The organism is Chryseobacterium panacisoli (assembly GCF_008274625.1).
Classification (GTDB): Bacteria; Bacteroidota; Bacteroidia; order Flavobacteriales; family Weeksellaceae; genus Chryseobacterium; species Chryseobacterium panacisoli.
Genome location: NZ_VTRU01000001.1, coordinates 104,120 through 130,808, shown reverse-complemented (window position 1 = coordinate 130,808; position 26,689 = coordinate 104,120). Strand labels below are relative to the sequence as shown.

Annotated in this window: 24 protein-coding genes and 1 riboswitch; of the genes, 5 read left to right on the top strand and 19 right to left on the bottom strand. The window is 37.7% G+C overall.

Annotated elements, in window-relative coordinates; translation table 11 throughout:
• Positions 1-38 precede the first annotated feature (38 nt).
• Together FW781_RS00595 and FW781_RS00590 are read left to right on the top strand one after the other, a co-directional pair.
• Positions 39-851, top strand: coding sequence for a PhzF family phenazine biosynthesis protein (locus FW781_RS00595; protein WP_149385644.1), 813 nt, complete (start codon positions 39-41; stop codon positions 849-851).
• Between the two features lie 179 nt (positions 852-1,030).
• Positions 1,031-1,852, top strand: coding sequence for an alpha/beta fold hydrolase (locus FW781_RS00590; RefSeq protein ID WP_149385643.1), 822 nt, complete (start codon positions 1,031-1,033; stop codon positions 1,850-1,852).
• A 95-nt stretch (positions 1,853-1,947) separates the two neighbouring features.
• Here FW781_RS00590 and FW781_RS00585 read toward each other — a convergent pair whose 3' ends face one another.
• From FW781_RS00585 to FW781_RS00570, 4 genes are read right to left on the bottom strand one after another with little or no spacing between them, the layout of a single operon-like run.
• Positions 1,948-3,540, bottom strand: coding sequence for an MFS transporter (locus FW781_RS00585; RefSeq protein WP_228720101.1), 1,593 nt, complete (start codon positions 3,538-3,540; stop codon positions 1,948-1,950).
• Positions 3,537-4,586, bottom strand: a complete 1,050-nt coding sequence (locus tag FW781_RS00580) for an HlyD family secretion protein (protein ID WP_149385641.1) — start codon at positions 4,584-4,586, stop codon at positions 3,537-3,539. Before FW781_RS00580 ends, FW781_RS00585 begins: the two co-directional genes overlap by 4 nt.
• 13 nt (positions 4,587-4,599) lie before the next feature.
• Positions 4,600-5,937, bottom strand: coding sequence for a TolC family protein (locus FW781_RS00575; protein ID WP_149385640.1), 1,338 nt, complete (start codon positions 5,935-5,937; stop codon positions 4,600-4,602).
• Positions 5,919-6,188, bottom strand: coding sequence for a hypothetical protein (locus tag FW781_RS00570; RefSeq protein ID WP_149385639.1), 270 nt, complete (start codon positions 6,186-6,188; stop codon positions 5,919-5,921). Before FW781_RS00570 ends, FW781_RS00575 begins: the two co-directional genes overlap by 19 nt.
• 95 nt (positions 6,189-6,283) lie before the next feature.
• Here FW781_RS00570 and FW781_RS00565 point away from each other — a divergent pair, with 95 nt between their 5' ends.
• Positions 6,284-7,066, top strand: coding sequence for a helix-turn-helix transcriptional regulator (locus FW781_RS00565; RefSeq protein ID WP_149385638.1), 783 nt, complete (start codon positions 6,284-6,286; stop codon positions 7,064-7,066).
• Between the two features lie 65 nt (positions 7,067-7,131).
• Here the strand turns inward: FW781_RS00565 and FW781_RS00560 are convergent, their stop codons facing one another.
• The 4 genes from FW781_RS00560 to FW781_RS00545 form a co-directional block, all read right to left on the bottom strand.
• Positions 7,132-8,163, bottom strand: coding sequence for an acyl-CoA dehydrogenase family protein (locus FW781_RS00560; RefSeq protein WP_149385637.1), 1,032 nt, complete (start codon positions 8,161-8,163; stop codon positions 7,132-7,134).
• Positions 8,150-8,746, bottom strand: coding sequence for a nicotinamide riboside transporter PnuC (gene pnuC, locus FW781_RS00555; RefSeq protein WP_149385636.1), 597 nt, complete (start codon positions 8,744-8,746; stop codon positions 8,150-8,152). Before pnuC ends, FW781_RS00560 begins: the two co-directional genes overlap by 14 nt.
• Before the next feature lie 25 nt (positions 8,747-8,771).
• Positions 8,772-8,880: riboswitch (TPP riboswitch) on the bottom strand.
• A gap of 90 nt (positions 8,881-8,970) precedes the next feature.
• The gene (locus tag FW781_RS00550; RefSeq protein ID WP_149385635.1) at positions 8,971-9,582 is read right to left on the bottom strand and encodes an alpha-ketoglutarate-dependent dioxygenase AlkB family protein; all 612 of its coding nucleotides are present in this window, start codon (positions 9,580-9,582) and stop codon (positions 8,971-8,973) included.
• A gap of 257 nt (positions 9,583-9,839) precedes the next feature.
• A complete protein-coding gene (locus FW781_RS00545; protein ID WP_149385634.1) occupies positions 9,840-10,400 on the bottom strand; it encodes a YciE/YciF ferroxidase family protein in 561 nt (186 codons plus the stop codon).
• 475 nt (positions 10,401-10,875) lie between these two features.
• Here FW781_RS00545 and FW781_RS00540 point away from each other — a divergent pair, with 475 nt between their 5' ends.
• Positions 10,876-13,485: a TonB-dependent receptor gene (locus FW781_RS00540; protein ID WP_149385633.1), complete on the top strand. Its 2,610-nt coding sequence runs from the start codon at positions 10,876-10,878 to the stop codon at positions 13,483-13,485.
• A gap of 79 nt (positions 13,486-13,564) precedes the next feature.
• On the opposite strand, the gene FW781_RS00535 is transcribed toward FW781_RS00540, so the two are convergent.
• Complete coding sequence (locus FW781_RS00535) at positions 13,565-14,146, bottom strand: YdeI/OmpD-associated family protein (RefSeq protein WP_149385632.1); 582 nt, start codon at positions 14,144-14,146, stop codon at positions 13,565-13,567.
• Between the two features lie 257 nt (positions 14,147-14,403).
• On the opposite strand from FW781_RS00535, the gene FW781_RS22580 reads away from it, so the two are divergent.
• On the top strand, positions 14,404-14,886 hold the full coding sequence (locus tag FW781_RS22580) for a hypothetical protein (RefSeq protein ID WP_185151030.1): 483 nt from the start codon (positions 14,404-14,406) through the stop codon (positions 14,884-14,886).
• Between the two features lie 64 nt (positions 14,887-14,950).
• Here FW781_RS22580 and FW781_RS00525 read toward each other — a convergent pair whose 3' ends face one another.
• The 10 genes from FW781_RS00525 to amaB all read right to left on the bottom strand — a co-directional run bounded on the left by FW781_RS00525 (position 14,951) and on the right by amaB (position 26,445).
• The gene (locus FW781_RS00525; protein ID WP_149385631.1) at positions 14,951-15,430 is read right to left on the bottom strand and encodes a MarR family winged helix-turn-helix transcriptional regulator; all 480 of its coding nucleotides are present in this window, start codon (positions 15,428-15,430) and stop codon (positions 14,951-14,953) included.
• On the bottom strand, positions 15,427-15,918 hold the full coding sequence (locus tag FW781_RS00520; RefSeq protein ID WP_149385630.1) for a GNAT family N-acetyltransferase: 492 nt from the start codon (positions 15,916-15,918) through the stop codon (positions 15,427-15,429). The genes FW781_RS00525 and FW781_RS00520 overlap by 4 nt, the downstream gene beginning before the upstream one ends.
• A gap of 151 nt (positions 15,919-16,069) precedes the next feature.
• Positions 16,070-17,485: an efflux transporter outer membrane subunit gene (locus FW781_RS00515; protein WP_149385629.1), complete on the bottom strand. Its 1,416-nt coding sequence runs from the start codon at positions 17,483-17,485 to the stop codon at positions 16,070-16,072.
• Between the two features lie 91 nt (positions 17,486-17,576).
• Positions 17,577-20,723 (bottom strand): efflux RND transporter permease subunit, encoded by a 3,147-nt coding sequence (locus FW781_RS00510; RefSeq protein ID WP_149385628.1) that lies wholly within the window; start codon positions 20,721-20,723, stop codon positions 17,577-17,579.
• Entirely contained in the window at positions 20,723-21,910 is a 1,188-nt protein-coding gene (locus FW781_RS00505; protein WP_149385627.1) for an efflux RND transporter periplasmic adaptor subunit, read from the bottom strand. The genes FW781_RS00510 and FW781_RS00505 overlap by 1 nt, the downstream gene beginning before the upstream one ends.
• Position 21,911: 1 nt before the next feature.
• Positions 21,912-22,367, bottom strand: a complete 456-nt coding sequence (locus FW781_RS00500; protein ID WP_149385626.1) for a transcriptional regulator — start codon at positions 22,365-22,367, stop codon at positions 21,912-21,914.
• A gap of 115 nt (positions 22,368-22,482) precedes the next feature.
• Positions 22,483-22,995 carry a GNAT family N-acetyltransferase gene (locus tag FW781_RS00495; protein ID WP_149385625.1) on the bottom strand — a complete coding sequence of 171 codons (513 nt, stop codon included), beginning with the start codon at positions 22,993-22,995 and terminating at the stop codon, positions 22,483-22,485.
• A 168-nt stretch (positions 22,996-23,163) separates the two neighbouring features.
• Complete coding sequence (locus FW781_RS00490; protein ID WP_149385624.1) at positions 23,164-23,394, bottom strand: DUF2007 domain-containing protein; 231 nt, start codon at positions 23,392-23,394, stop codon at positions 23,164-23,166.
• A gap of 61 nt (positions 23,395-23,455) precedes the next feature.
• On the bottom strand, positions 23,456-24,781 hold the full coding sequence (lat, locus tag FW781_RS00485; RefSeq protein ID WP_149385623.1) for an L-lysine 6-transaminase: 1,326 nt from the start codon (positions 24,779-24,781) through the stop codon (positions 23,456-23,458).
• 113 nt (positions 24,782-24,894) lie between these two features.
• Complete coding sequence (gene amaB, locus FW781_RS00480) at positions 24,895-26,445, bottom strand: L-piperidine-6-carboxylate dehydrogenase (RefSeq protein ID WP_047422806.1); 1,551 nt, start codon at positions 26,443-26,445, stop codon at positions 24,895-24,897.
• Between the last annotated feature and the right edge of the window lie 244 nt (positions 26,446-26,689).

The following is a 26,689-nucleotide window of genomic DNA, read 5'->3' as shown; positions in this document are numbered from 1 at the left end:
TAGAGTATCTTCGTTACAGACAGAAATTTTTATCAATCATGAAGTTAGAATTATATCAGATAGATGCATTTACTGAAAAAATTTTCCATGGAAATCCCGCCTGTGTCGTTCCTTTAAAAAACTGGTTACCCGATGAGGTTCTTTTAAAAATTGCCCGCGAAAATGCCGTAGCCGAAACAGCTTTTTTTATCGATAATGGCAATACTGTTCATCTGAGATGGTTTACGCCTGAAATAGAAATGGACTTATGCGGGCATGCTACTCTTGCCACAGCACACTGCCTGATCTCGATCTTAAATTATCAGAATCATAAAATCATTTTTGAAACCAAAAGCGGTGAACTAATGGTTGAGGTTAAAGACAGCATTTACTATATGGATTTTCCTTCAAGAATGCCTGAATCTGCTGCTCTTCCGGACATCATATCCAGAGCACTGAATATACAGCCCAAAGAAGTTTTCAAATCAAGAGATTATATTCTGCTGTATGATTCTGAGGACGACATCAAAAATATCAACATCGAAAGATCTGTTTTTGACCTCATCAATCTGGATCCCGGAGGGCTTGTTGTAACAGCTGCCGGTACAGACAGTGATTTTGTCTCAAGATATTTTACTCCACAGTCATCTATTCTCGAAGATCCGGTAACCGGCTCTGCCCACTGCTCGCTCATTCCGTTCTGGTCTTCAAGATTAGGAAAAGATACACTTTTTGCCCGTCAGCTATCTGAAAGAGGCGGACAGCTTTATTGTGAAAACAAAAATGAAAGAGTTATTGTGGCAGGTAAAGCCCAAACCTATTCTATGGGACATCTATGGATAGAATCATACGATCATCACCAAACTGAATAGTACCGCAAAAGCTTTTTAAAAAATCTTATCAGATCATCCGAATAAAAATGTTTAATAAAAATGAACGAAATTAATCTAGTTTAATTTCAGTGAACAATAACTGTCCTACATTTGCTAAAGAATTAAGACAACAAAAAATTATTATACAAATTAATCATTAACATTAAAAATTTAAAACTATGAGTACACTTACATTAAAAGACGGAACTGAGATTTTTTACAAAGACCAAGGACAAGGACCAGTACTAATGTTTCACCACGGATGGCCATTGTCATCTGACGACTGGGATGCACAGGTGATCTTTTTTTTACAGAGAGGTTACAGAGTAATTTCTCATGACAGAAGAGGCCACGGCCGTTCAAGCCAGAATATCTATAACCACACCATTGAACAGTATGCTTCTGATGCTGCGGAACTTGTAGAATTTCTTGATTTGAAAGATGTTGTTCATATAGGGCACTCTACAGGTGGTGGCGAAGTAATCCGATATGTACATAAATATGCCAATGGCAGAGCAAAAAAAGCTGTATTAATCAGCGCTGTTCCTCCGGTTATGGTAAAAAGTGAGAGCAATCCTGATGGAGTTCCAATGGAAGTTTTTGATGGAATCAGAGAGCAGACTCTGAACAACAGAAACCAGTTTTATTTTGATCTGACGTTTCCTTTCTATGGCTATAACAGAGAAGGTGCCAATATCAAAGACGGAATTCAGAGAAACTGGTGGAGACAGGGCATGATGGGTGGAATTGTTGCTCATTATGATGGTATTAAAGCATTTTCTGAAACCGATTTTACAGAAGATCTGAAAGCAGTTGATATTCCTGTTTTGGTATTACATGGAGAAGATGACCAGATTGTTCCTATCGAAAATTCTGCTATAAAATCAGCTAAATTATTAAAGAACGGTAAACTGATTACCTACCCAGGTTTTCCACACGGAATGCCTACTACGGAACACGAAACTATTAATAAAGATCTTTTGGAGTTTATCCAGTCTTAAGAGAACATAACTTTTATAAAGAAAGGTGGGCTGCAATAGCCCACCTTTCTTTATAATAATTAAAATTAAAAAACAAGAAATGCATCATCCGCGGCTTAATAAGGAACCTGCCCTTTCTTCAGTTTAAGGACCACATTCTGGATCTGTGGCAGCAGAAGAAGAATTACAATAACGCATAATACCCCCAAAAGCATCAGATCATAATAATCACGGGTAGCCCGTGCTACTATCTGCTCTTTTACCAGATTGTCTATATATCCGGCTGAAGAATTCATAGCTGCATAAGAATCATTTCCTGCATTCAAATAGGTCTGATAAACGTTCTGCAGACTAACGGAAAACTGAGGATTGGTTTCAATCAGTGTTTCACGTATTTTTTCTCTCACCCCAGCTTTTGTATACAGGTGAAGCTCATTATTGATTGCCATACTTGCAGTAAATCCGGTAAACCTTGCAAAGGTTCCAACCAATGAAGCATTGACAGCAATTTGCGGAGGTGCAGCAGAAGTAGTAAAAGTTACAATGGGAACAAACAGTACCCCGGTTGCCAGACCATAGATAAACAAAGCAGGAATGAAATAGATGGTCTCCCCCTGAACAGATACATAAAGAAGCATGTAGATATAAAATAAAGCCATGATTCCAAAACCTGCAATGATCATCCTTATGAGATTATACCCCATCAAAACAAACCGCGAAATCACAAACATTCCAATAACAGTTCCTGCAATTACAGCAGTCCATATGGGAATTGTACTGAGCATATCATTTCCCAGGATAACTTCCAGATATCCGTAAGCAAGCCCTGTACTTCCTTTAAAAATATAAAAGACAACAAGCAGCAGCAATCCTATGGCAAATTTTTTTGCTTTAAAAATATATAAATTAATCAGTGGCCGTTTTAATCTCAGCGATCTCTTTATAAAAATTAGCAGGATCAGCATATTAAACAGGATTAAAAAAATAAGCAGAGGACTATCAAACCAGCCCAGCTGCCTTCCATAGACCAAAATATATCCTGATATGAGAATAAAAGTAATATAGAACAGGTATCCGGCCCAGTCTACCTGATAAAGCGGAAGCTTTTTATGGAATCTTGCTTTTCCGTTCATTGTAACCAGCACCATACCTGCTAAAACAATCAACAAAACGTTTAAACCGTAAAATAACCAGTTGAAATCAAAAAAATAAAGTACAATGCTATAATATATTGAATATAAAGGCACTGACGTCTGTATACCACCATAAAGAATGGTATACCCTATAATCCTCGCTCTAGCAGATTCCAGACGTGGGAATATCATGTTCAGTACAATTCCGGACATCAAAGCACACGTAATTCCCTGAATGAACTGCACTATCATAAAAACAGGCCAGCTCCTTGTATAGAAACACATGAGTGAACACCCTGCATTGACAGCTAATGCTGTCAGAAGATATTTTCGGGGTGCAAAATATTTCACAATACGAAAATCTAGTGCCAGAAAAGCAACTGTAGAACCATAAATAACAACCATTGCATATTGAATGTCTGTAGACTCTACCCCGTAGAAACCCATTATCGTTGCAGGGCTGGTGTATAATGCAAAGCTATACAGACAGGTCATCAATATGGAAAATATGACGAACCGGGCTCCCCATTCGGATACCCACATTTTAAATACAGGAATTTTATGTGCTTGCATCATTCATGTTTTATAACATCAACATTGGCATTCATCCCGGCAGCAAGGCGGGCTAATTTCTCCGGACTACCGGTAAGTTTTATTCTCACGGGAATCCGTTGGGTAATTTTCACAAAATTACCTGTAGCATTATCGGGTGGCAGAATGGAATACCGGGATCCCGTGGTTGGAGCCAGGGACTCTATTGCTCCGGTAAACTTTTCTCCCGGAAAGGCATCTACTTCAATGGAGACGCTCTGCCCGGGTTTAAAATCACTGATCTGTGTTTCTTTGAAATTGGCAATTACCCATTTCTCTTCCGAGTTGTTCACCATGAAAGCCAGAGTCTGGCCAGGCTGCACCAACTGTCCTTCCTGGATTGATTTTTTCCCGATCTGGCCATCAAAAGGAGCAGTAATAACCGTATACTTAATATCCAGATCCTGTCTTCCCAGTAAAGCTTCCTTGATTTTTATTTCTGCATCTACTGCTGTATGCTGTGCCCTGATATCATTGAGCTTGGATTCAGCAACCCGTAATGAGGCTTTTGCCTGCTGATAATCGGACTGATTGATGGCGAGTGATGCAGTCACATTATCAAACTTTTGCTGTGTGGTTGACTCTTCGGCCAATAGATTTTTATAGCGCTGATATTCCCGTTGCTGTTGTTCCATCTTCGCTTCGGCTCCTGACAGCTGTGCCCTGATAACTTCAATGCTCCTGCCCTGTGTTTCTTCATTGGCTCTAAAGATAGGCAGTTTAGCCCTGGAGCTCATCAATTCTGCCAGTGCTGCATCTCTTTTCAATCTGTATTCATCCAATTCGATAACAACAAGAGTATCACCTTTCTTAACCTGCTGATTATCTTTATAATAAATTTTGCTGATATACCCGCCTACTTTCACATTTACAGGTGATAAATAAGCATCAATCTGGGCATCATTGGTTCGCTGATACCGGTATCCCTTCCAGAAATAGATACCTCCCCACAGGATTAATGCAGCTAATAATACTATTCCCAGCCATTGGGTCATCAGTACGATAATTTTATCTGTTCTATTCTTATTCATATTTTAAAATTCATTAAAGTATTCCTGTAATTGCAAGCAATCTGATATGGCTCAACTTTAGATTTACCTTTGCCGTTGTAAGATTGAATTTTGCTTCAAGCAACTGATTTTCGGCATCCAGTAAATCTGTTAAAAGTGATTCCTGGTTCAGATAGCTGTTTCTGATTACCCGAACGGTTTCAGAGCTTTTTATAATGTTTTTTTCAGCCATTTCCACGCTTTCCAATGCCTGCCGCTGCTGTAAGTACGCTTCCTTGACCTGCACAGTGATCTCTTCTTTCTTTATAAGGACCTTTTCTTTTTGCTGATCCAACAGATTTCGTGCATGGGCAATAGAATGTTTGGATTTATACAGATTTTCTATAGAGAACTGTACCTTGATTCCTGTTTGGCCAAATCCCCATAAATCATTCGAATAAGGATAGAATGAAATCTGAGGGAAAGTATAATTGTAGTTCGAATACAAAGAAACTCTCGGCAACAGATCAGATTTTATCTGTTTACTATTCAGGTCGCTCAGTTTAACATTTGTGTAAGCTATCCTGTATTGTGGGGAATTATTTAAAGCAATATCCAGATAATCAGCATAGCGGGGCTCTCCTGCGGTTTCTGATATCAGGTCATTCTGATCAGAAATGTCAAAAGGCACTTCACTGTCACGACCCATCAGAATATTGAGCCGTTGTTTTGTAATTTCTATTTTCTTTTCAATGTCAGATACATTCAGCTCAAGCTGTGATAATTTAACTGATGTTCGTAATACATCACTTTTCATTACCACCCCATTTTTATTCAGACTTTCTATGAGTGCGAGCTGTTTTTTCTCTGTAGAAATTTCGGCAGAAATAAACTCCCGGAACTGTAAGAATTTATAAAGATCACAGTAAGCCACTGCAGTATTATATTTTATATTATTCTTCTGCAGATCAAATTCATATTGTTTCAACACGACTTCTTCCTGTTTAATTTTAACATTCCTTTTTTCTTTCCCACCCCTGTAAAGATTAAGGTTGAAACTGTATCCCACACCATATCCATAGCTGGAAACAGGTACATCCTGTGGAGAAGAAAATAATCCGTTATGATACAGAAGAAACTTCGAATTGAGTTTAAAATCACCTCCTACGGATAATTCCGGTAAGAGTTTATCTTTGGCTTCATCCACAATTAACTGGCTTTCTCTATGGTTCAGTTCCGATAATTTCAACTGTCTGTTATGAAGTTCTGAGATGTCCCATATTTCCTTCAGGGTAAGAAGCGGTATGCTGTCTGAGATCTGTGCGTTCATCTGCTGTGAAAAAAAAAGAAAAGCTGCTGTACTGAACACAGCTATTATTTTATATTGCTGCATGTGACTGTTTTATTATTCTGTTGTTGATTATTTTGAGTGATTTCTCCCGGTTTCCGGTTTCTGAAGAAAGCTTTTAATCCATCCGCTATAAATGATAGATCCGTTACGGGAATAAAAGGATTCAGACAGGCAGCATGAAAAAGAAATCTAAAATTCTGAACATTGTTTTCAGTTGATTTTTTTTCAACATGCTCCCATTCCAAAGAATGCTGACCTGCTTTTTGCAGATTATTAAAGACATTTTTTTTCATGACTCCTATGCTTGATAAAACTTTGATACAAAATTATTTTAAGAGCATTGGCTTCTTTTTATATAATTAGCCTAAATTTTGTTTATTTTAGCCAAATGAGTTTTTTAGAAGAGCTTAGCAGAATTGTAGATCAGTATGATGATTCAATTTTAGTAATGCGGCAACAAACCGAACAGCGTCTTCCTGCCCACCAGCATAAAAAAGGACAGCTGCTTTTAGTATATGGTGGAATTGCTTATCTGCAAACCCGCGAAAAAGAATATTATATTCCTGCAAATCACTATATCTGGATTCCTCAATATTATCCACATCACCTGATGTACAATGCACAGGATCTGCAGATTATCAATATTTATTTTCCGGAAGACATTGGAGAAGAATTTTATAATGATCTGGGAATATATCCGGTGAGTAAGCTGCTTTCTGAAATGCTTTCTTTCAGTGAAAAATGGCAGGGAAATTTTTTCCCGGGGAACTGGGAATATGATTTTCTTAGAACCTTAAAGGGACTTCTTCCAAAAGAAAACTTACAGAAATTTTCAATTCAGCTCCCCACCACAGATGATCAGCGTCTCAATATGATAACAGCTGATCTGCGAAAAAGAATCAGCGAACCTCTTACACTGGAGGATACTGCAGGTAAATTTGGCATCAGTGTAAGGAGTATGACAAGGCTATTTCAAAGTAAGCTGCACATATCTTTTATTCAATACATCAAAATGCTTCGAATCATCAAGGCTATGGAACTTATAAAAGACACCGAACTAACGGTTACAGAGCTCGCTTATGAAGTAGGATATTCAAATATATCTGCCTTCAGTAATACTTTTTTGCAGCTAACCAATATGCGCCCCACCGAGTTTAGAGCCCTACTCTAAATTTCTTTTCCAAGAAAATAATCATCATATAATAGGCTTGCCTTACAAAAACGTTAAATATTAGATCAAAAAGAAAAATCTAAATCATGGGCAGAAGGTCTGAAGTTGGAATGCATTGCTGCTGTAAAATAATCACAAAACACCTGATAAACTGCAGAATCAGTTTCCGTAGCTCTGATTCCCAATTGTGTATAAATGGTAAGTATCTGATTGGATAATTGCTGTATCAGATTTACTCCATAAGTATGAATTTCGTTTTGCTTTTCTGCTGAAATTTCTCTGTTATCACTGAGTAAATTTTCAACCTCTCTGGCAATGTTCAATACTTTTTCTAAATGTTTTTCTACAGAGTTTTCAAAACTTTTAAAATTGATCTGAGGGCGAATACATTCTGCTTCTTCGATAAAATGGGAAGCAATTCCAAGATAATTCACCAAAAGCGTCAAATCTGCAAAAACCCGAAACGGAATGCTGTCCAGAATATCATTCGTAAAAAAATGATCATACACAAAACTGTATTCTTCATTTACAACAATATTTTCAATGATAAAGGAATAGGTTCCGCTGGCTTTCATTCCCATAGATTTCCAGTTCGGGATGACTTTTGCCTGCTCTTTGGGAACGATGAATGAGTGAATCATCTCATTACCGTTGTTATCTGTTATAGTTTGTCCGTTCTCTGTAATTTTAGCATTCAGTGTAAAATGGGTCAGATGAGGTGCTCCTGTTGCAAAATTCCATGATCCATTGATGATGTAAGTGTTATCTTTTTGCCTTTCTGCAGTTCCGCCAACCATTCCGCTTCCACCAAAACAAACTTTAGAATTGGTAAACAGTAATTCAGCCACTTCTGGTTTTATATTTCTGGAGAAATAGTTGGCTCCTGCACAGAGTGTCAGCATCCAGCCAAAACTTCCATCGGTTTCTGCCCAGCTAAATAATGCTTTCAGTCCTTCTTCAAAACGATAGCCTAAACCACCATATTTTTTCGGAACCCAAATCTTAAGCCATTTTTCTTCATGAATATGTTCTATTACCTTATCAGAGATTATAGAAGCACCCTGAAGTTCTATCCTGATGTCTTTAATATTGAGCATCGGCTTTGGTTTTAAGAAGTTTTTGCCATTCCATATAACCGGAGATGGCCACTAAAAATAAGAATGACGTTAAGACAGCATAGAGGTATAATTCTTTATGCAGCAGCAAGGGTATGGAAATAATATTACTGATATTGAGCACCACCCAGTTTTCAATCTTTCTGCGCGCCATGAGCCACATCCCTGCCCAGGCAAAGGCACTTACTAAGGAATCCCAAACAGGGACATCCGAATCTGTAAAACGAGTGAGAAAAAACCAGAATAAACTAAAGGTTCCGAGGACAATTCCTCCGGCAATCCACTTTTCAGAAGTAGAGGTAACTGAGATTTGCATTTCTGATTTCTGTTTCCCGAATTTCCAATACAGCCATCCGTAGATGCTCATGATCAGATAATAAAGATTTAAGGTAAACTCAGCATAGAGCTTAGAGGTAAGCATTACATACAATGTAAGCAAAATACCGGCAACTCCGAAAAGATAGTTATTGACATTGTTTTTACGCGCAAGTAAAACCTGAATTACTGAAAATAAGACTCCAAACCATTCCGGTAAGGTTATTTGTTTTAAAATGTCCTGCATCATATTAATTGTTAGAAATCAAATGATGAGATGATAAATAAGCAATCCCTACGCCGGCATTATCCGGATCAGGTATGGAAGTATATTCCTGGGTATCATCTCAGCCACTGTTATCCGTAGCACCCCATTGTTGGAGCAAAGGTGCAGCTTTTTTACGGAAAAAGAAAGGACTTCAGGCTTTTTATTTTGAAATTTAATACTCCTATTGACCTGTTAAAATGAATATTCTAGACTTCCCGAACCAACCGGAATGTAAGATTAATACGTTCTTTCATAGAAGTTACAGACTTAGCGATCCGATGTTCCCAGTTTTCCTGCAGATCTCCTTTCATAATAAGTAAAGAACCATGAGGAAGAGGCAGGCTGTATTTACTTTGATGATGATCCTTTTTCCTGAAATCAAAGTTTCTGGTCTGTCCTAAACTTATTGATGCAATCACCGGGCGGTTTCCATATCTGCTTTCCTTATCCCGATGCCAGGCAACAGAATCATTATGATCCCGATACAGATTAAGCAATACGGAATTGAACTGATATCCAAATGTTTCTTCTATCCTTTGTTTTAAAGAAAGCAGTTCAGGAATCCAGGGATTGGTTTCCAGTTTACCATTTTCTGAAGGATAAGCATTTTCCTTATCTCCATACCATGCTGTTAAGCGCGGTGTCAGCACCATCTTATCATACATTTTCTGGGTTCTTTGTTTCCAGGGAGCTGTTTCAAGCAGATGAATTTTAAGGCGGTCAGCTTCTTCCTGATTCAGGAAATGTTCCCTGTACTCCAGAAGATCTTTAGGAAATTCATACAGATCTTCTGAATCGAACAAACTGAGTTGGGTCATATTTTTTAACTTTTTAAATAATAGAATTATCTCTCTTTCGATTTTCTAAAATTCTTTACGGGTAAGCTTTTATTGTTTTTCGAATTTTAGGCTGCATAAAAAATAAGATTGATATAAATAATATCCACAAATATATTAAAAATGATACAAAATTAACCAATCCTAAAGCAGCTTCTTTATTGAAGCTCATGAGATTTCAACAATAAAAAGGAGACCAAGAATAAATCTGGTCTCCTTTTTATAATGAATGCACACTTTTATACCGCTTTGCTGTTAATATTGGTATCAGCAACTTTCGTTAGTAGCTCGTCACATTTTTTCTCTTCTTTTAATGTGCTTAAAAGATTTTTAAGACACTCCTTCTCTTTCAATACTTTTGCAAAGGCTGCCAGTGTACCGTATGTGGCAATTTCGTAATGTTCAACTTTTTGTGCTGCCGCAATAATTCCTGCATCTCTTACTGCTCCTGGTTCTGTCTCTTCCAAAATACTTTTTCCTTCATCCAATAACCCCTGCATGGCATCGCATTTCTTTGCCTGGGCTTTTTTTCCTAATGCTTTAAAACATTCTTCGAGTCTTTTAACATGGCCTTCCGTTTCAGTAATATGCTTATCAATGGCTGTTTTAAGCTTTTCACTGGTAGCATTTTTCATCATTGCCGGCAGTGCTTTCAATAGTGCTTTTTCAGCCCAATAGATATCTTTCAGTGAATCTTCAAAAAGATCTTCCAACCCTTTGGCTGCATTTTTTTTAGCCGGAGTTTTCGCTGATGTTGTTTTTTTAGCTGGTGATTTTTTGGTTGCTGTTTTAGTTTCCATAATATAATAATTTAGTGTTTGATTGGTGATAAATCTGCAACTATAAGACCATTTCTGCCTGAAATACTGAGATGTGGTATCCAAAATCATTGAAGAATAAGTATTTAAGACATATACTTCTTTACCCAAACACTCACAGATACAGGTTGAGCAGGTTTGAAATTGTCAAGTACAAAATGTTATATCACAAAATCGATGAATAATCAGAATATTTTAAAGAACAGCAGTCGTTATGATGAAAAATATAAGGAACCGCATAATTATTTTATCTATCAAAAAACATTTTTAGTGTATGATAATTCACTTTGATAACAAATTGTAAATTAAAGAACTGAATTAATTAATACACTCAAAAAAATGAATGATAATGCATTATATGCATACAGTAGGAAGTCACTTCGTGAAGATTTAATACTTAATTCAAAAATAATTATCCATCTTTGCAGCCTTAAATTCAAAAACGCTAGTTTATTTCATGAGCATTATTTTTAAAAAGCGACTAATTATAGCGCTTGTATTACCTACGGCCGCTCTTTATTACGGGCAGAGTACGAAGGATTCTTTAGAGAAATCAAAATCTATTGATGAGGTGATGTTGGTAGGTAGAAACCTTTCCCAAACAGCCAAAGAAAGAAAAACTCCTGTTGCAGTTTCCACCATCAAGGCAGCGGAAATTCAGGAGAAGTTAGGAAACAGAGAATTTCCTGAGATTATGAAATCTACCCCATCCGTGTACGTTACCAAAGTAGGCGGAGGCTTTGGAGACAGCAGAATCAATATGAGAGGTTTTGATGGAGCTAACATTGCAGTGATCATCAACGGACAGCCGGTGAATGACATGCAGGGAGGAACTGTTTACTGGTCTAACTGGACCGGGCTAGCAGACATTGCGAGCAATATTCAGATTCAGAGAGGTTTGGGAGCTTCTAAATTTGTAGTTCCTTCTGTAGGAGGAACGATTAATATTGTGACCAAAGCTACCGACTCTGAGCAGAAAGCAATGATCAAGGGAGAAGTAGGTAATGATAACTACTCCAGAATATCAGCAATGTATTCTTCTGGGTTAAAAAACAAATGGGGAACAACTGTGTTGCTTTCCCGTTGGCAAGGTGACGGCTACATCAACGGAACGAAAGGAGAAGGTTATTCTTGGTTTTTCTCAACAGGATTTAAGCCTAATGAAAAGCATGCATTCAATTTAATTGCAACCGGAGCACCACAGGTACACGATACAAGAAGATCTTCTGCAACCGGAGCGAATGTGGCTACTCTACAGCAATTAGACAATTATGGAAGAAGATATAATCCTCAGACAGGAATGTTGAATGGTTCTCAATTCAATTTGGCTCCTAACTTCTATCATAAGCCTATTGCATCATTGAACTGGGACTGGACGATGAATGATAATCTGAAATTATCTACCGTACTTTATGGTTCATGGGGACGCGGCGGCGGTGGTACCGGACTAAATGGTTCTATCAAAAACGGCAGCGGACAGACCATGAATTTCATGAATTACGGTGCAGGCGGAGATGGTACGATCAATTGGGATATGATTTACCGTTATAACAGAGGGGGTATGGTAACAGATTATAACGGAAATACTTTCCAGAAATCAACCTTTACTGCACCTGCAGGCTCTCCTACTGATTATAATGGACAATATGTGGCTACGCTGAACGGAACCAACGGTATCGTAAGAAAGCAGAGTATCAATGCTCATGACTGGTATGGAGTAATTGCAGATCTTAATTACAAAAAAAATAACTGGACCTTCAACGGAGGTATCGATCTTAAAACTTACAAAGGGGCACTTTATGATATTGTAACCGATATGTTGGGATCAGATGCATTATTTGTTTCAAGTACAGCAAATGCTCCAAAAGGATATTATATCAACAATACGGTAAAACCAGAACCTCTTACTAAACTTAAAGATGCTCAAAAAGTATCTATTCATAACGAAGGCCTGGTAAAATGGGCAGGTTTATATGGAATGGTAGAATACAGCTCTGAGAAACTAAGTGCATCCGTTCAGGGATCAGTTTCTGAGCAATACTACAAAAGAAGAGACTATATGCTGTATACTCCGGGAAACCAGGAAACAAAATGGTACCACAAAACGGGTTATATTGTAAAAGGAGGTGCCAACTATAATATAGATGAGCATCATAATGTATTTTTCAATACAGGAGTTATTTCCAGACAGCCATTATTCAATGCGCTGTTCCCTTCAAACCAGAATATCTATAACGATGCAAAGAATGAAAGAATCTTCTCTGTAGAATTAGGATATGGTTTCAAATCCCGTTATGTAGATGTGAATATCAATGCGTACAGAACGCAGTGGGATGACAGATTTATTTCAAGAACGTTTAACGCAGGAGCTGCAGATGTTGCTAACTTCTCTCAATTACAACTTGGAAATGCTTATTTCTACAACGCTCTGAACGTTGGACAGATACACCAGGGTGTTGAATTGGAAGCGAAAGCAAGACCATTTGCCAATCTTAGACTGAGAGGGATGCTATCATTGGGGAACTGGAAGTACAAAGGGAATGCAAATTTCAACATTCTTGATGTTCAAAACAATCAGGAAGTGGCAGGAGCTACAGGAGTTATCAACATTAAAGACTTGAAAGTTGGAGATGCTGCACAAACAACAGCAAGCCTTGGAGTGGATTATAACATTACCAAAGCGTTCAGTATTGATGCCAACTGGGAATATTATGACAAGCTATATGCACAGTTTAACCCGATCAACTTCCTTACGGAGGCAGCAAGAGAAAAAGGAATTGTAAAGTTGCCAAGTTATAATTTATTTGACGTAGGTGCTTCGTACAAATTTACGCTTGATGCGAAAAAGTCTTTAACATTGAGAGCAAATGTGTACAACTTATTCAACAAATATTATATTTCTGAATTAAGCTCCAATATTTTTGCAGGTGATAAAATTGCCAGCGGTCCAAATGCCGGAAAAACTTACCAGGAAACAGGTAGAGTTTATCAGGGTATTGCTGATGGTAACACAGGATTCCTTGGTTTTGGAAGAACGTGGTCTGTTGCAGCGACTTTAAGGTTCTAATATACTATCGTTTCAATAATAAATTAATTGAATAGGCTGTCTCATTTTTGTGACAGCCTATTTTATATTGGTTACAGATTTAAAAATTTTTAGGTTTCTTATTCTGAGCTGCCTGTATTGCTATTTCATCAATACGTTTTTTTCTGGTTTCAGGTCTTTTGGCAACTACAATCCATTGCAACAACATTTTTTTAATTGATTTGCTTAAACTTAAAAAGTATGTTTCTGAACCGCCATGAAGTTTAAATGCCTCATCCAGATCTTCTGGAATCTCCAATTCTTCCACAGTATCTAAAATAGTCCAGGAACCATTTTCTTTTGCGACCCTGATCGTTTCAAATCCAGCCTTAGTCATCAGCTCATTTTCAATCAGTTTTTCAACTTTCTCTTTGTTGATCTTTGACCATGTACTATTGGGTTTTCGTCTGCTAAATAACTGCATAAAAGAGCTTTCATCAATTGTTTTCCTCGTACTGTCAATCCAGCCATAGCAAAGCGCTTCATCCACTAGTTCCGTCCAATAAACAACAGGTAAATTAGATTTTTTGGTATTGCATACAAGCCATATAGATTGTTCTACATGATGATTCTCTTTTAACCATTCTCTCCATTCTGCTTTTGTATTTACATATACTGTTGATCTTGCTGAAGTTGTCCCCATAATATTATGTTTTTGAACTTTCTGATAATGTAAAATTAAAAAAGATTAGTGACAACAGTTTGTCAGTATAAAAATTAAAGATCAAATTCTTAAAAACTTTGGAAACACTTCTGCTTATAAATAAGTGGAAAATCGTATTAAATACTAAAGAAATAAATGATAATTTAGGCAAGACAAATAAAACTCTTTTCAATTGGATATGGATCAGGAAACGACGGATTATATTATTAACTATTTCGGTGAATTAATGACTAAACATGAGTTCTGACCCAGAAGCCACCAATCTATTAGAAAATGGGTATGAGATCTTTAAGCAGAACATTGTAAAACGGATAATGTCTGAAACTCCTGAAAAAGTTTTTTTCAATAATTGTCCGAAATGCAACAAACTTGCCCGCACCCTATATGCAAAACAATGTAGGTATTGTGAATATAGCTGGCATCATTTAACTGTTGCCCAATTTAAACTCAATGATACTTTCCAGATCACAGGAAGACCTTTTTTCTTAATAGGACAAATTACAGAGGGCGAAATCAAAGAAGGACACCAAATAGACTTAAGGGTTCTGGGACTAAATAAGAAACCAGTAATTAAATCCATTGAATTTGCCCTAAAATGCAAAGAAGGAAAAGCCTGGGAAGATATTGCTCTTGCCACCAATGAATTAACTGAAGAAGACAAAGAATATTTAAAAAGTATGGTATCTGTCAGAAAACCGCTTGATATCATAATAGAATAAAAAGAGTTGTAACCTTATCAGCACAACTCCTTTTTATATTTTTTTATAGGTTCAATCAATTATGTTATTTTGAATTCTTCACCTGCATTGCTCTCTGGTAAAAAGACTGATTGGCAATTTTTTCTTCAGCTTCATCAATGGCTTTTAGGAGATTATTTTCATTATCTGCGATTTCACTCAATACTATGGCGACCAATTCCCATACAGGTTTCATTTTTTCAACCAGCTCAATACCTTTTGCTGTTAACAGAAAGAGCCTTTTACGTTCATCACTGATATCTTTTTTCGATTCCAAAATTTTGAGCTTTTCAAGTTCTTTAAGCAGAGTTATAGTGGAAGGATGGGTATACCCAATTTCATTAGCAATTTCAACCACACTTGCTGTTTCTTTCTTGTATATGGTAAAGATGACCGGAAACCATTTGAGTTCAAAATCTATCCCAAATGCTTTGTAGATCATAGCCCCATCTTTTCTTAATTGTTCACTGAGACGATGAAGTCTGGTTGAAATAGCAAGTATCCCTGCTTCATTGATGACATTCATAAAGTGGTATTTGAATGATAAAAAATATCGTCGGAACCCATCAATGGAAATTGAGCCGGAAGTTTTTCTTTCTCAATCTTTTCAAAATCGTTCCGTTCGTAAAACCGTTGAGCAGCTTTCAATACTGTGATGGTTCCCAAATATAAATCATCTATTCCGTTTTCTCGACAGAAAGAAATTAAAACATCCAGCAATTCCTGTGCGATATTCAGTTCTTTTCCCCGGAATTCTTTTTTCACAAACATTTTTCTGATCGCTCCTGCCCTTTCATCAAATTTGACCAAAGCAATAGTTCCTACCAGTTCTCCGTCTATAAAAGCTCCCCAAAAGTTACCTCCTGCTTCCTTATAAAAACTTTCAATCTGTAAAAGATCCGGTTGGTCATGGATTGTAAGCGGAACATTAAACTCTTTTTGCTGAATCGTAAGAATGAGATCGATAGCCTGCTCCGAATAAGAATTTCCTATAGAATGTATTTGCAATTTCATAGTGTTTAAATTTTAAAGTACAAAACTACGTAGTTGAATACATATATACAAATTGATTTTACCTATTAAATTATTTTAGCATGATCAATAATTAAAAAAAACGTATGCCATTACTGACATACGTTTTTATGATATTAGATTACAAAATACATTACTTCCAGCCTCCGCCTAAAGCCTGATAAAGCTCTACAGCTGCTTTCATTTTACTGTATCTTGCATTAGAGATGTTCAGTTCTGCATTCAATGAATTCACACTTGCATTCAATACTTCAAGATAGTTTGCCATACCGTAGTTCACCAATTCTTGAGAGTAGTCAACTGATTTTTTGTAGGCATCCAGTTCTTTTTGTTTTAATTCAATAAATGAATCCTGTACAGAGAAAACTCTGATGGCATCCGAAACTTCTTTTCCGGCAGTAAGAACTGTTTTTCTGAAGTTCAGATAAGCTGTTTCCTGATTGGCAAGACTTACATCATAGTTGGTCTTGATCTGTCTTTTATTCAAAATCGGCTGAGCCAGTCCTGCTACTACATTCGCGAATAATGAATTTACACTGAATAAGTGATCAATATCCACAGACTGAAGACCACCGCTGCCTGTCAATTTTAAAGTTGGGTAAAACTGAGCTTTGGCAGAATTCGTCAGTTCAAAAGCATTCATTAAGCTGTATTCTGCTCTCATGACATCCGGACGGTTAGCCAGCAGCTGAGTCGGATATCCTAATTTTAAATCAATCGGAAGGTTCTGGCCTTCTAATGTAGATCTTTCAATAGAATGAGAAGGCTCTCCCATTAAAAGACTCATTGTATTTTCAAGAAGCTGGATCTGTGTATCAATATCAATCAGTAATGATTTCGCATTGAACACAAGAGCTTCACTTTGCTGTACAGCAACTTCAGTAACTGTTCCAGAAATTTTTAAAGCCTTTGTTGCTTCCAGGTTTTTCTCTCTTACCGCAATGGTTTCGGTAATAATTCTTTTCTGCGCGTCAAAAGTCAGCAATTGATAATAAGCAGAAGCAATGGAAGATACCAAACTGCTTTTAACCGCTTTATGTGCCGCAACAGTTCCTAAATAAGTAGCCAGCTGTGCTTTTTCCTGTGCTCTTAATTTCCCCCAGATATCTGCTTCCCATCCGATACTTGCCGTAATGTCAAACTGGTTTACATAACGTCTTTCTCCAATGATCTGTCCAAACTGGGTGTTGATAGACTGGGTCTGGAAGGTATAGTTGGGCCCGATAGAAAGTGTCGGCTGATAGGCAGCTTTACTTTGCTTCAGATATGCTTCTGCAGAATTAATGCTTTCAAGGGCAATTCTGATATCAAGATTGTTCTCTAGCGCCTTAGAAATATGCCCCTGCAGTATCGGATCTGTAAATATCTCTTTCCATGAAATATCTGCAATATTGGTACTGTCTGAAGGAAGCATATCTGTACGAAATAGTTTTTCGTCCACAACGTTCTTCGGTCTTTCATATTCTTTTCTGGCCATACAGGATGAAATGGCTCCGAGTATGAAAACTGAAAAAGTGATTCCTTTTATGATGTTTAATAAACTCTTCATTATTTTTAATTAGAAGTTAGAGTTTAGAAGTTAGAAGTTAGTTTTTAGACTCATCTCTAATTTCTAACTTCTAATTTCTTAAATCTTAATTTTATTCTGCTAAATTGATTTCTTCTTTTTTGATAGGTTTAATTTTTTCCTGCAGTGTTTCAAAGATCACATACAGAACCGGAATTACAAATAATCCCAAAACAGTTCCTATCAATAGTCCGATTGCCGCACCCGTAGCGATGGATCTGTTACCTACTGCACCAATTCCACTTGCCAGCACTAACGGCAATAAACCGAAGATAAAGGCGAATGATGTCATTAAGATAGGTCTCACTCTGGCTTTTGCTGCATTGATGGCTGACATTACAATGGTTTCTCCGTGATGTCTTCTCTGAACAGCAAATTCAACAATAAGAATCGCATTTTTCGCCAGTAATCCCACAAGCATGATCAGGGCAATCTGGAAGTAAATATTATTTTCCAGTCCCATGATCTTCTGTCCGAAATAAGCTCCCATTACCCCGAGAGGAAGAGAAATGATAACGATCAGCGGAAGGATGTAGCTTTCATACTGTGCAGAAAGGATGAAATAAACGAAGATCAAACTTAGCCCGAAAATCAGAAGGGTCTGAGATCCTGAATTTAATTCTTCTCTGGTCAGCCCTGTAAATTCTACAGCATAGTTTTGATTCAGGGTTTCATCAGCTACCTGCTGTACTGCAGCAATCGCATCCCCGGAGCTGTATCCGTCATTGTTTGCTCCTGTCACCTTTACTGAGGTAAACAGGTTATAACGGCTTACAGATTGTGGTCCGTATGCTTTTGTCAATGTTACAAACTGTGAAATCGGAGACATGATACCTGATCCTGTTCTGACATAAAGCTGGTTCAGATTTTCGATGTTCTTTCTGTTTTCAGGAAGAGCCTGAACCATCACTCTGAACTGTTTTCCATACTTGGTAAAGTCGGCAGTATAAATACCTCCGATATATCCCTGCATGGTAGACAGGATGTCATTTACAGAAACCCCAAGCTGCTTGCTCAGAGGAACATTAATTTCCATCTGATACTGAGGATATTTAGTATTGAATGAAGTCTGCGCAAACTGAATTTCCGGTCTCTGCATCAGCTTACCGATGAATTCATTGGTCTTAGCATCCAGATCAGCATATTCTCCACCTGACTTGTCCAGCAATACCATTTCAAAACCTGCACTGTTACCAAACCCAGGTACACTTGGCGGTTGGAAGAATACCACTTTAGCATCAGGAACAGATCCTACAATTCCAAATAATTTTTTGGTGATATCTTCAGAAGTCTGTCCGTCTTTTTTTCTTTCCTCAAATGGTTTCAGCTTAACAAAGGCAAGACCGTTGTTACTTCCGTTTCCGGATAAGAACCCTCTTCCCGTAGAAATCGTTACATTCTGTACTCCCGGAACTTTCAATGCCTTAGCCTGAAGTGTTTTCAAAGCGTTGTAAGTTCTTTCCATAGAAGCTCCCGGAGGAAGCTGGACATCGGTAAAGATAATCCCTCTGTCTTCTGTAGGTACAAACCCTTTCTTCATACTGCTGCTTGCCCAGAATAAGATTCCTCCTGTAATAGCAAAAATAATCAGGGTAACCCATTTATGTCTTAAAAGGAATACAAATCCTCTTCCGTAACGTTCAGTAGTTGTTTTAAAAGCAATATTAAACTTGTAGAAAAACTTCTGTAAAATATTTAAATTCTTATACTCTTTATGATGCTCGGCGTGAGGTTTCAGGAATAATGAACATAAAACCGGACTCAGCGTTAATGCATTAATAGCAGAAATGATAATGGCTATAATCAGCGTAATACCAAACTGCTGGTAGAATACCCCTGTAGGTCCTGTAATGAACGTTACCGGTATAAATACTGCTGCCATTACCAAAGTAATAGAAATAATAGCTCCCGTAATCTCATCCATCGCTTCTACCGTTGCTTTTTTAGCATCTGAAATACCATGCTCCATCTTGGCATGAACAGCCTCGACGACGACGATGGCATCATCCACTACAATACCAATCGCCAGCACCAGTGCAAATAAGGTTAAAAGGTTCAATGAATATCCGAAGAGATTCAGGAAGAAGAAAGCTCCCACAATAGATACCGGAACCGCGATGGCCGGAATCAGCGTAGATCTGAAGTCCTGTAGGAAAATATATACGACAATAAATACCAGAATGAAGGCTTCAATCAGGGTATGTACTACCTTTTCAATAGAAGCTTCCAGGAATTCGTTGGTATCAAAGTTGAAAGTATACTTTACGCCTTTTGGAAAAGTTCCCTCAGCTGATTTCAGATAGGCTTTGATATTTTTAATAATCTCCTGTGCATTGGATCCCGGAGTCTGGAAGATCCCCATACTGATGGAAGGATTGTTTCCGTTTTCCCCGATTCCTGTATAAGACTGTCCTGCCAGTTCTACTTTAGCAACGTCTTTCAGCATCAGGTTTTGCCCGTTTGCAAGAGATTTGATGATGATATTATCGTATTGTTCTTTATCGTTGAATTTACCTACATATTTGATGATATATTCAAAAGAACTACCGCTGTTTTGTCCGATAGAACCCGCTGCGGCTTCTCTACTCTGCTCGTTGATGGCATTGGTAACATCGGTAGGAGTTACGCTGTAAGCAGCCATTTTTGCAGGATCCAGCCAGATTCTCATCGAGTAGTTTTTACCTCCGAAAACGTTGGCATCCCCTACACCATTTACCCTTTTCAGGTTTGGAATAATATTAATATTCAAAAAGTTCTGAAGGTATACGTCATCAAGATCTTTATTTTCAGAATAGAAAGACATATACATCAGGGCACTCGTTTGCTGCTTCTGAGTTACAACCCCTGAACGCGTCACTTCAGACGGCAAAAGAGGTGTTGCTCTGGCCACACGGTTCTGTACGTTTACCGCTGCAATATCGGGATCTATTCCTTGTTTGAAGAAAACCTGGATCTGAGCAGAACCGTCATTTCCGGCACTGGAAGTAATATAATCCATACCTTCCACCCCGTTGATCTGTTCTTCCAAAGGTACTACTACACTTTTCATCACCGTCTCAGCATTGGCTCCCGTATAGTTTGTGGAGACACTTACTGTAGGTGGTGCAATATCCGGATACTGCGTAACCGGTAACGAGATCAGTCCCAACACACCGAGAATCACAATCAGGATTGAGATTACGGTAGATAAAACCGGTCTGTTAATAAAGTTTTTTATCATTAGAATTTCGGTTTTATTGATTGAACAAGACTATCCATTTTAATTGGTTTTGGTTTTACTGCTGTTCCCGGTTTCAAACTTCCGATACCAGCTGCGACAACTGTTTCACCTTTATTAACTCCAGATTTGATAAGCGCCAGATTGTCGATTCTGTCAATAACATTCACAACCACGTTTCTGGCAGTATCTCCTTTTTCTACTTTGTATACGTACACAATACCTTGCTGCTCATAAGTAGCACTTTCAGGAACTACAAGAACATTATCATAACGCTGAGGGAATCTGATGGTTCCACTGTTACCATTGCTTAATAATTTCTGAGCATTGGAAAACGCAACTCTGAACTGAATGGTCCCTGTTGTAGGATCAATCTGACCGGTAATGGCTTCAATTTTCCCTTTTTCAGGATAAAGACTTCCATTGGCCAGCTGAAGCTCCACCATTGGCAGGTTTTTGATTTTCTCAGGCATAGAAGCTCCCGGAGACTTTTCAAGGAAATCAAAATACTCTTTTTCATTCATTGCAAAGTAAGCATAGATCTCAGACGTATCAGAAATCGTTGTCAGAGCAGTCTGATCAGACGGTCCTACCAGACTTCCTACTTTTAACGGCAGTCTTCCGATCACCCCTGAAATAGGCGCACGAATGATAGAATATTCAATATTGGCTTCTACACCTTTATAATTGGCTTGTGCTTGTCTTTTGGAAGCATTGGCCTGTTGTAACTGAGCCTGCGCCTGAGCAAGCTGAGCCTGAGCAGTCTGCAGCTGTACGTTGCTGATAATATTTTTCTGAACCAGAGGCTTTAATTTGTTTACTTCAACCTGAGCAGCATTTACAGAAGCCTGAGCAGCGGCAATATTGGATTCCGCTGCACCGATTCCTGCTTTGGAAGCGGCAGCATTTTCGTTCAGGATATTGGTTTCCAAACGGAACAAAGGCTGTCCTTTTGTAACATATTGTCCCTCATCTACCAATACCTGGGTAATATATCCCTGTATTTTTGCACGTACATCATTGTTTACCCTACCTTGGATGGTAGCCGGAAACGTCTGATAACCCACTATATTTTTTGACTCCACGGAAACCACAGGATACGGCTTGGCACCATCCTGTTTCGGAGCTTCTTTTTTGCAGGCAGTCAGTGAAAGCGCTGCAATGGAAAGTATAACTAGCTTATTATTCATTTTATAGTTTATTAAGAGATTCCTGAATATTTTCTATGTTTTTGTTTAAGAGTGCTTTGTAAACTTCTATTCTTTCATTGTATCCATCGTCTTTACTTTTTTTAAAATTGTTTAAATCATCTAATAGTTTCAATTCGTCCTGCATTTTCTGGACAATTTTCTCGAATCGTATTTTTTTGTATTCATCATTGATGAAAAAATACCGTTTCCGTTCATCCATTTTGTTATGATCAACTATAAGCTGAGCATTTAACAATAATGAAATACTGGTAGAAACGGAGCTTTTGCTCGCGGAGAGCACTTCCACAAATTCGTCAAAAGTAATTCCTACTTTCTCATAGTCAAAAAGAAGGTAGGAATAGATTTTTGATGCTAAAGGAGGTAAGCTGAACACGGTGCCATAAAATCTTACGGCATCCTGAAAAATTTTCTCATCAATTTCTATACTCTGGTGCATATATAAAAATTTGAACAAAAGTAAAAATTAGTTCAGAACCAAACGAACAAACCCGATAGAGTTTATAAATACAGCCCGGTTTAAAAATTCAATGAAAGATGATTTAACTTTTTGCTTAAATTATAATCTTCTCAAAAGCTTTTCTCATTCCGTCTCTTAAAAGAACCTCTCCACAGTAGGAATACCCTCTGCCTTCAAGGATTTTCAACATGGCCATATTATCATGGTTGGTATCTACTTTAATACTCTGAATACCATGGGATTTGGTGAATTCTTCGATATGATCAAAAAACTTCTTCACCATTCCCTGTCCAGCAAATTTCTCATCCACAGCCACTCTATGAACCACTACGAATTCACCGTCGCTTAACCATGCTCCTTCAATGGTACTGTAAGCTGGTTCATCATTCAGAATAAGGGCTCCATATACCGCAATTTCTCCGTCTACGGTTAAAACATGTCCAAAACCTTTAGCAATATCACTTTCTACCGTCCCCAGATTAGGGTATCCGTTCTGCCATTGGGTGCTTCCGTCTTGTCTTCTTCTTTCAATAGATTGCTGGATAATTTCCCAAATCCTGTCTCTGTCTTCAATTTGCGATTGTCTTAATTTGATCTCTGGGTTCATTTTGTAACGTTTGATTTAAAAAATTAAAAGATTGAATGATTAAAAATTAGATAACTAATAATAATTGAATGGATAATCTTTTAATGGTTCGTAATTAATTAAAAAACCGAAAATTAATTAAGATTAATTTTCGGTTCGAAGTAGTAAAATTTAAAATTATGAAATTGTTTATTGATTTTCACTTTGTTGAAGGTAAGCATCAATAATTTCAAATGCTTTTGATTCATCTTCCAGATCTACCATTACCTTCAGCGAAGTTGCCGTGGGGGTTGTAGTAAACGTAAGATAATTATTTTCAACGGTGTTTGTAATTTGCGCATCATCCAATTTAGACTTAACCAACTGAATTTCTGAAGGGTTATCACTTACATAAACCGATACTCTCGTACTTCTTTCCATATCCTATTGTTTGAGTATCTAAATATACGATATTTTTTTTAAAATTACAAATTCCTGAGTTTTAAATTTTATTAATATTGCCTTCTATTTTGTCCAGAGCAAGTTGAATTTCTTCCTTTGTCACATTCAAATGAGGTCTGAAACGAAGAGACTGATCTCCACACGGAAGAATGATTAATCCATCTTTGAAAAGCTCATTCATAAGGTGATTTCTCTGTTCTGCAGATGGCAAGTCAACAGCACACATCAGGCCTCTTCCTCTTGCATTTGAAATTTTTTCAGGATATTTTTCAGCAAGCGCTTTCAGGCTTTCCAATAAGAAATCTCCAACAACTCTTGCATTTTCCACAAGGTTTTCTTTTTCAATAACCTCCATTACCAACTGGAAACGAAGCATATCTATAAAGTTTCCTCCGAATGTAGAATTGATTCTTGAGCTTTCTCTGAAAACGTTATTCGGAACTTCATCAAACTTTTCTTTATTGGCTAAAACACCACAAACCTGAGCTTTTTTCCCGAAAGAAATGATATCCGGTTTTGCTGTAAAGTGCTGGAATGCCCACATTTTTCCTGTAATGGCAATACCTGTCTGAACTTCATCAAAAATAAGTAAGATTTCGTTGTCATCGCAGATTTTTCTTAATCCCAATAGGAATTCGTCTCTGAAATGATTGTCACCTCCTTCGGCCTGAATAGGTTCTATGATGATACAAGCCACTTTATCAGGGTGCATCAGAATAGCCTCTTCAATCTGAAGTAAAGCAAGGTTTTCATTTTTGATTGTTTCTTCAAGGTTTTCTTCTGTAATCGGGAACTTTAATTTCGGATTTAAAATTCTCGGCCAGTTGAACATTGGGAAATATTGGTACTTTCTTGGATCCGAAGTATTGGTTAAGCTCAAAGTATAACCGCTTCTTCCATGGAAAGCCTGTTTGAAGTGAATACAGATTCCTGCTTCTGTTTCTAATCCTTTTGCAAAGTTTTTGCGGGTTTTCCAGTCGAAGCATGCTTTCATCGCATTTTCAACACCCATAGTTCCGCCTTCGATAAAGAAAGCGTATTGTAATTCTTCAGGAATCACTACTCTTTCAAATACTTCAAGGAAATGGGCGTATTCTTCTGAGTAAACGTCAGCCAAAGTAGGTTTATTTACAGCCATTCTTCCCAACCATTCTGATCTTTCCAGAAGATAAGGGTGATTGTATCCGATAGATGCTGATGCAAACATAGAGAACATATCCAGGTACTCTCTGTCTGTAAGTTTATCATAAAGCCATGATCCATGTGATTTTTCAATATCCATCACAAAATCGAAACCGTCTGCCAGCACATGTCTTCCTACTGTTTCTTTTACTTTATTTGCTTTTATATCTAATGTCTGTTCCATAATAAATTGTTGTGTGATTTAATAAATGAATGATTAAATGATCCAGAGAATGAGGCATTTAATCATTCAGGTTATTAAGTTTTTATGTTTTTTGAGTGCTTTAAGTAAAGCTTTTATAAATCGAATTTAATACCCTGTGCTAAAGGAAGTTGCGCGGTATAATTGATAGTATTGGTTTGTCTTCTCATATAGTATTTCCAAGCGTCTGATCCTGACTCTCTTCCTCCTCCGGTTTCTTTTTCACCACCGAAAGCTCCTCCAATTTCAGCACCGGAAGTTCCGATATTTACGTTGGCAATACCACAGTCTGAACCTGCATGAGAAAGGAATAATTCTGCTTCTCTTAAGTTCTGAGTCATGATCGCTGAAGATAGTCCTTGTGGAACATCATTCTGAATGGCGATGGCTTCTTCCAGTGTTTTGTATTTGATCAGATATAAGATCGGTGCAAATGTTTCATGCTGAACGATCTCATAAGAGTTCTTCACTTCTGCAACACAAGGCTTCACGTAGCATCCGGATTCGTATTCTTTTCCGGTTAAAACTCCGCCTTCAACAACGAATTTCCCGCCTTCTTTTTTACATTTCTTGATGGCTTCTTCGTATTGGTTTACAGCATCCGTATCAATCAGAGGACCTACGTGGTTGTTCTCATCCAATGGATTTCCGATTTTCAGCTGCCCGTAAGCTTTTGTTAATCTTGTTTTCACTTCGTTATATACACTTTCGTGGATAATCAGTCTTCTTGTTGAAGTACATCTCTGGCCTGCAGTTCCTACCGCTCCGAAAACAGCTCCAATGATAGACATATCAATATCAGCTTCTTTTGTAATGATAATTGCGTTGTTTCCGCCTAATTCAAGGATAGATTTCCCGAATCTTTCTGCTACTTTAGAAGAAACCATTCTTCCTACTCTTGTAGAACCTGTGAAAGATACCAGCGCTACTCTTTTATCATCCACTAATTTCTGTCCGATTTCGTGATCTGATACCAATACACTAGAAACCCCTTCAGGAAGATTGTTTTCCTTTATAACTTCCATCATGATATTCTGGCACGCAATGGCACAAAGCGGTGTTTTTTCAGATGGCTTCCAGATGGTAACGTTACCACAGATCCAAGCCAGTGCTGTATTCCAGGACCATACGGCTACCGGGAAGTTGAATGCAGTAATGATTCCTACTACTCCCAGCGGATGGTATTGCTCATACATTCTGTGACCAGGTCTTTCAGAGTGCATCGTGTACCCCTGAAGCTGTCTTGAAAGTCCTACAGCAAAGTCGCAGATGTCAATCATCTCCTGAACTTCTCCAAGTCCTTCCTGTAATGATTTACCCATTTCGTAAGAAACAAGTTTACCAAGATCATCTTTATATTCTCTTAATTTTAAGCCCAGCTGTCTTACGATCTCTCCTCTTTTGGGAGCCGGGATCAGTCTGAATTCCTGAAACGCCTTTTGAGCCGTTTCAATTACTTTGTCATAATCACTTTCTCCGGAAGTCTTCACTTTAGCGATCAACTTTCCGTCCACAGGAGAAATGCTTTCTATCACCTTTCCTGAAGCGAAATATTTGCCGCCTGTTGAGGTACCTTTGTTCTCTTCTTTAATACCTAAATTTTTCAGCGTTTTTTCGATTCCGAAATCCTTTACTTTTTTTGACATAAAATCTTACTTTTCGTTCTCTCTAAAGATAAAAATATTATGTGAACCTCAAAACTTTAATTTTTAATGTGTTTTTTATTTGGACTAATTATAAACATGCTTATCTTTGCAGGGTAATCATTTTGATAATCACCAATGGAAAATTCACAAGAAAATAACTCAAAGCTTAAGAAGTGGTTCAAGCGTGTGGGATGGGCAGGACTTGCTTTCTTTACCATTAAAGGCTTGATTTGGCTCGTCATAT

Bases quoted from the DNA above. Each gene is read 5' to 3' on its own strand.
- FW781_RS00575 (WP_149385640.1), bottom strand. From the start codon at position 5,937: ATGCAGCAATATAAAATAATAGCTGTGTTCAGTACAGCAGCTTTTCTT.
- FW781_RS00585 (WP_228720101.1), bottom strand. From the start codon at position 3,540: ATGATGCAAGCACATAAAATTCCTGTATTTAAAATGTGGGTATCCGAA.
- FW781_RS22580 (WP_185151030.1), top strand. From the start codon at position 14,404: ATGAGTTCTGACCCAGAAGCCACCAATCTATTAGAAAATGGGTATGAG.
- pnuC (WP_149385636.1), bottom strand. From the start codon at position 8,746: ATGATGCAGGACATTTTAAAACAAATAACCTTACCGGAATGGTTTGGA.
- FW781_RS00520 (WP_149385630.1), bottom strand. From the start codon at position 15,918: ATGAAATTGCAAATACATTCTATAGGAAATTCTTATTCGGAGCAGGCT.
- FW781_RS00570 (WP_149385639.1), bottom strand. From the start codon at position 6,188: ATGAAAAAAAATGTCTTTAATAATCTGCAAAAAGCAGGTCAGCATTCT.
- FW781_RS00510 (WP_149385628.1), bottom strand. From the start codon at position 20,723: ATGATAAAAAACTTTATTAACAGACCGGTTTTATCTACCGTAATCTCA.
- FW781_RS00525 (WP_149385631.1), bottom strand. From the start codon at position 15,430: ATGAATGTCATCAATGAAGCAGGGATACTTGCTATTTCAACCAGACTT.
- FW781_RS00590 (WP_149385643.1), top strand. From the start codon at position 1,031: ATGAGTACACTTACATTAAAAGACGGAACTGAGATTTTTTACAAAGAC.
- FW781_RS00545 (WP_149385634.1), bottom strand. From the start codon at position 10,400: ATGGAAACTAAAACAGCAACCAAAAAATCACCAGCTAAAAAAACAACA.
- FW781_RS00595 (WP_149385644.1), top strand. From the start codon at position 39: ATGAAGTTAGAATTATATCAGATAGATGCATTTACTGAAAAAATTTTC.
- FW781_RS00550 (WP_149385635.1), bottom strand. From the start codon at position 9,582: ATGACCCAACTCAGTTTGTTCGATTCAGAAGATCTGTATGAATTTCCT.
- amaB (WP_047422806.1), bottom strand. From the start codon at position 26,445: ATGTCAAAAAAAGTAAAGGATTTCGGAATCGAAAAAACGCTGAAAAAT.
- FW781_RS00565 (WP_149385638.1), top strand. From the start codon at position 6,284: ATGAGTTTTTTAGAAGAGCTTAGCAGAATTGTAGATCAGTATGATGAT.
- FW781_RS00535 (WP_149385632.1), bottom strand. From the start codon at position 14,146: ATGGGGACAACTTCAGCAAGATCAACAGTATATGTAAATACAAAAGCA.
- FW781_RS00495 (WP_149385625.1), bottom strand. From the start codon at position 22,995: ATGAACCCAGAGATCAAATTAAGACAATCGCAAATTGAAGACAGAGAC.
- FW781_RS00580 (WP_149385641.1), bottom strand. From the start codon at position 4,586: ATGAATAAGAATAGAACAGATAAAATTATCGTACTGATGACCCAATGG.
- FW781_RS00505 (WP_149385627.1), bottom strand. From the start codon at position 21,910: ATGAATAATAAGCTAGTTATACTTTCCATTGCAGCGCTTTCACTGACT.
- FW781_RS00515 (WP_149385629.1), bottom strand. From the start codon at position 17,485: ATGAAGAGTTTATTAAACATCATAAAAGGAATCACTTTTTCAGTTTTC.
- FW781_RS00540 (WP_149385633.1), top strand. From the start codon at position 10,876: ATGAGCATTATTTTTAAAAAGCGACTAATTATAGCGCTTGTATTACCT.
- FW781_RS00500 (WP_149385626.1), bottom strand. From the start codon at position 22,367: ATGCACCAGAGTATAGAAATTGATGAGAAAATTTTTCAGGATGCCGTA.
- FW781_RS00490 (WP_149385624.1), bottom strand. From the start codon at position 23,394: ATGGAAAGAAGTACGAGAGTATCGGTTTATGTAAGTGATAACCCTTCA.
- FW781_RS00560 (WP_149385637.1), bottom strand. From the start codon at position 8,163: ATGCTCAATATTAAAGACATCAGGATAGAACTTCAGGGTGCTTCTATA.
- lat (WP_149385623.1), bottom strand. From the start codon at position 24,781: ATGGAACAGACATTAGATATAAAAGCAAATAAAGTAAAAGAAACAGTA.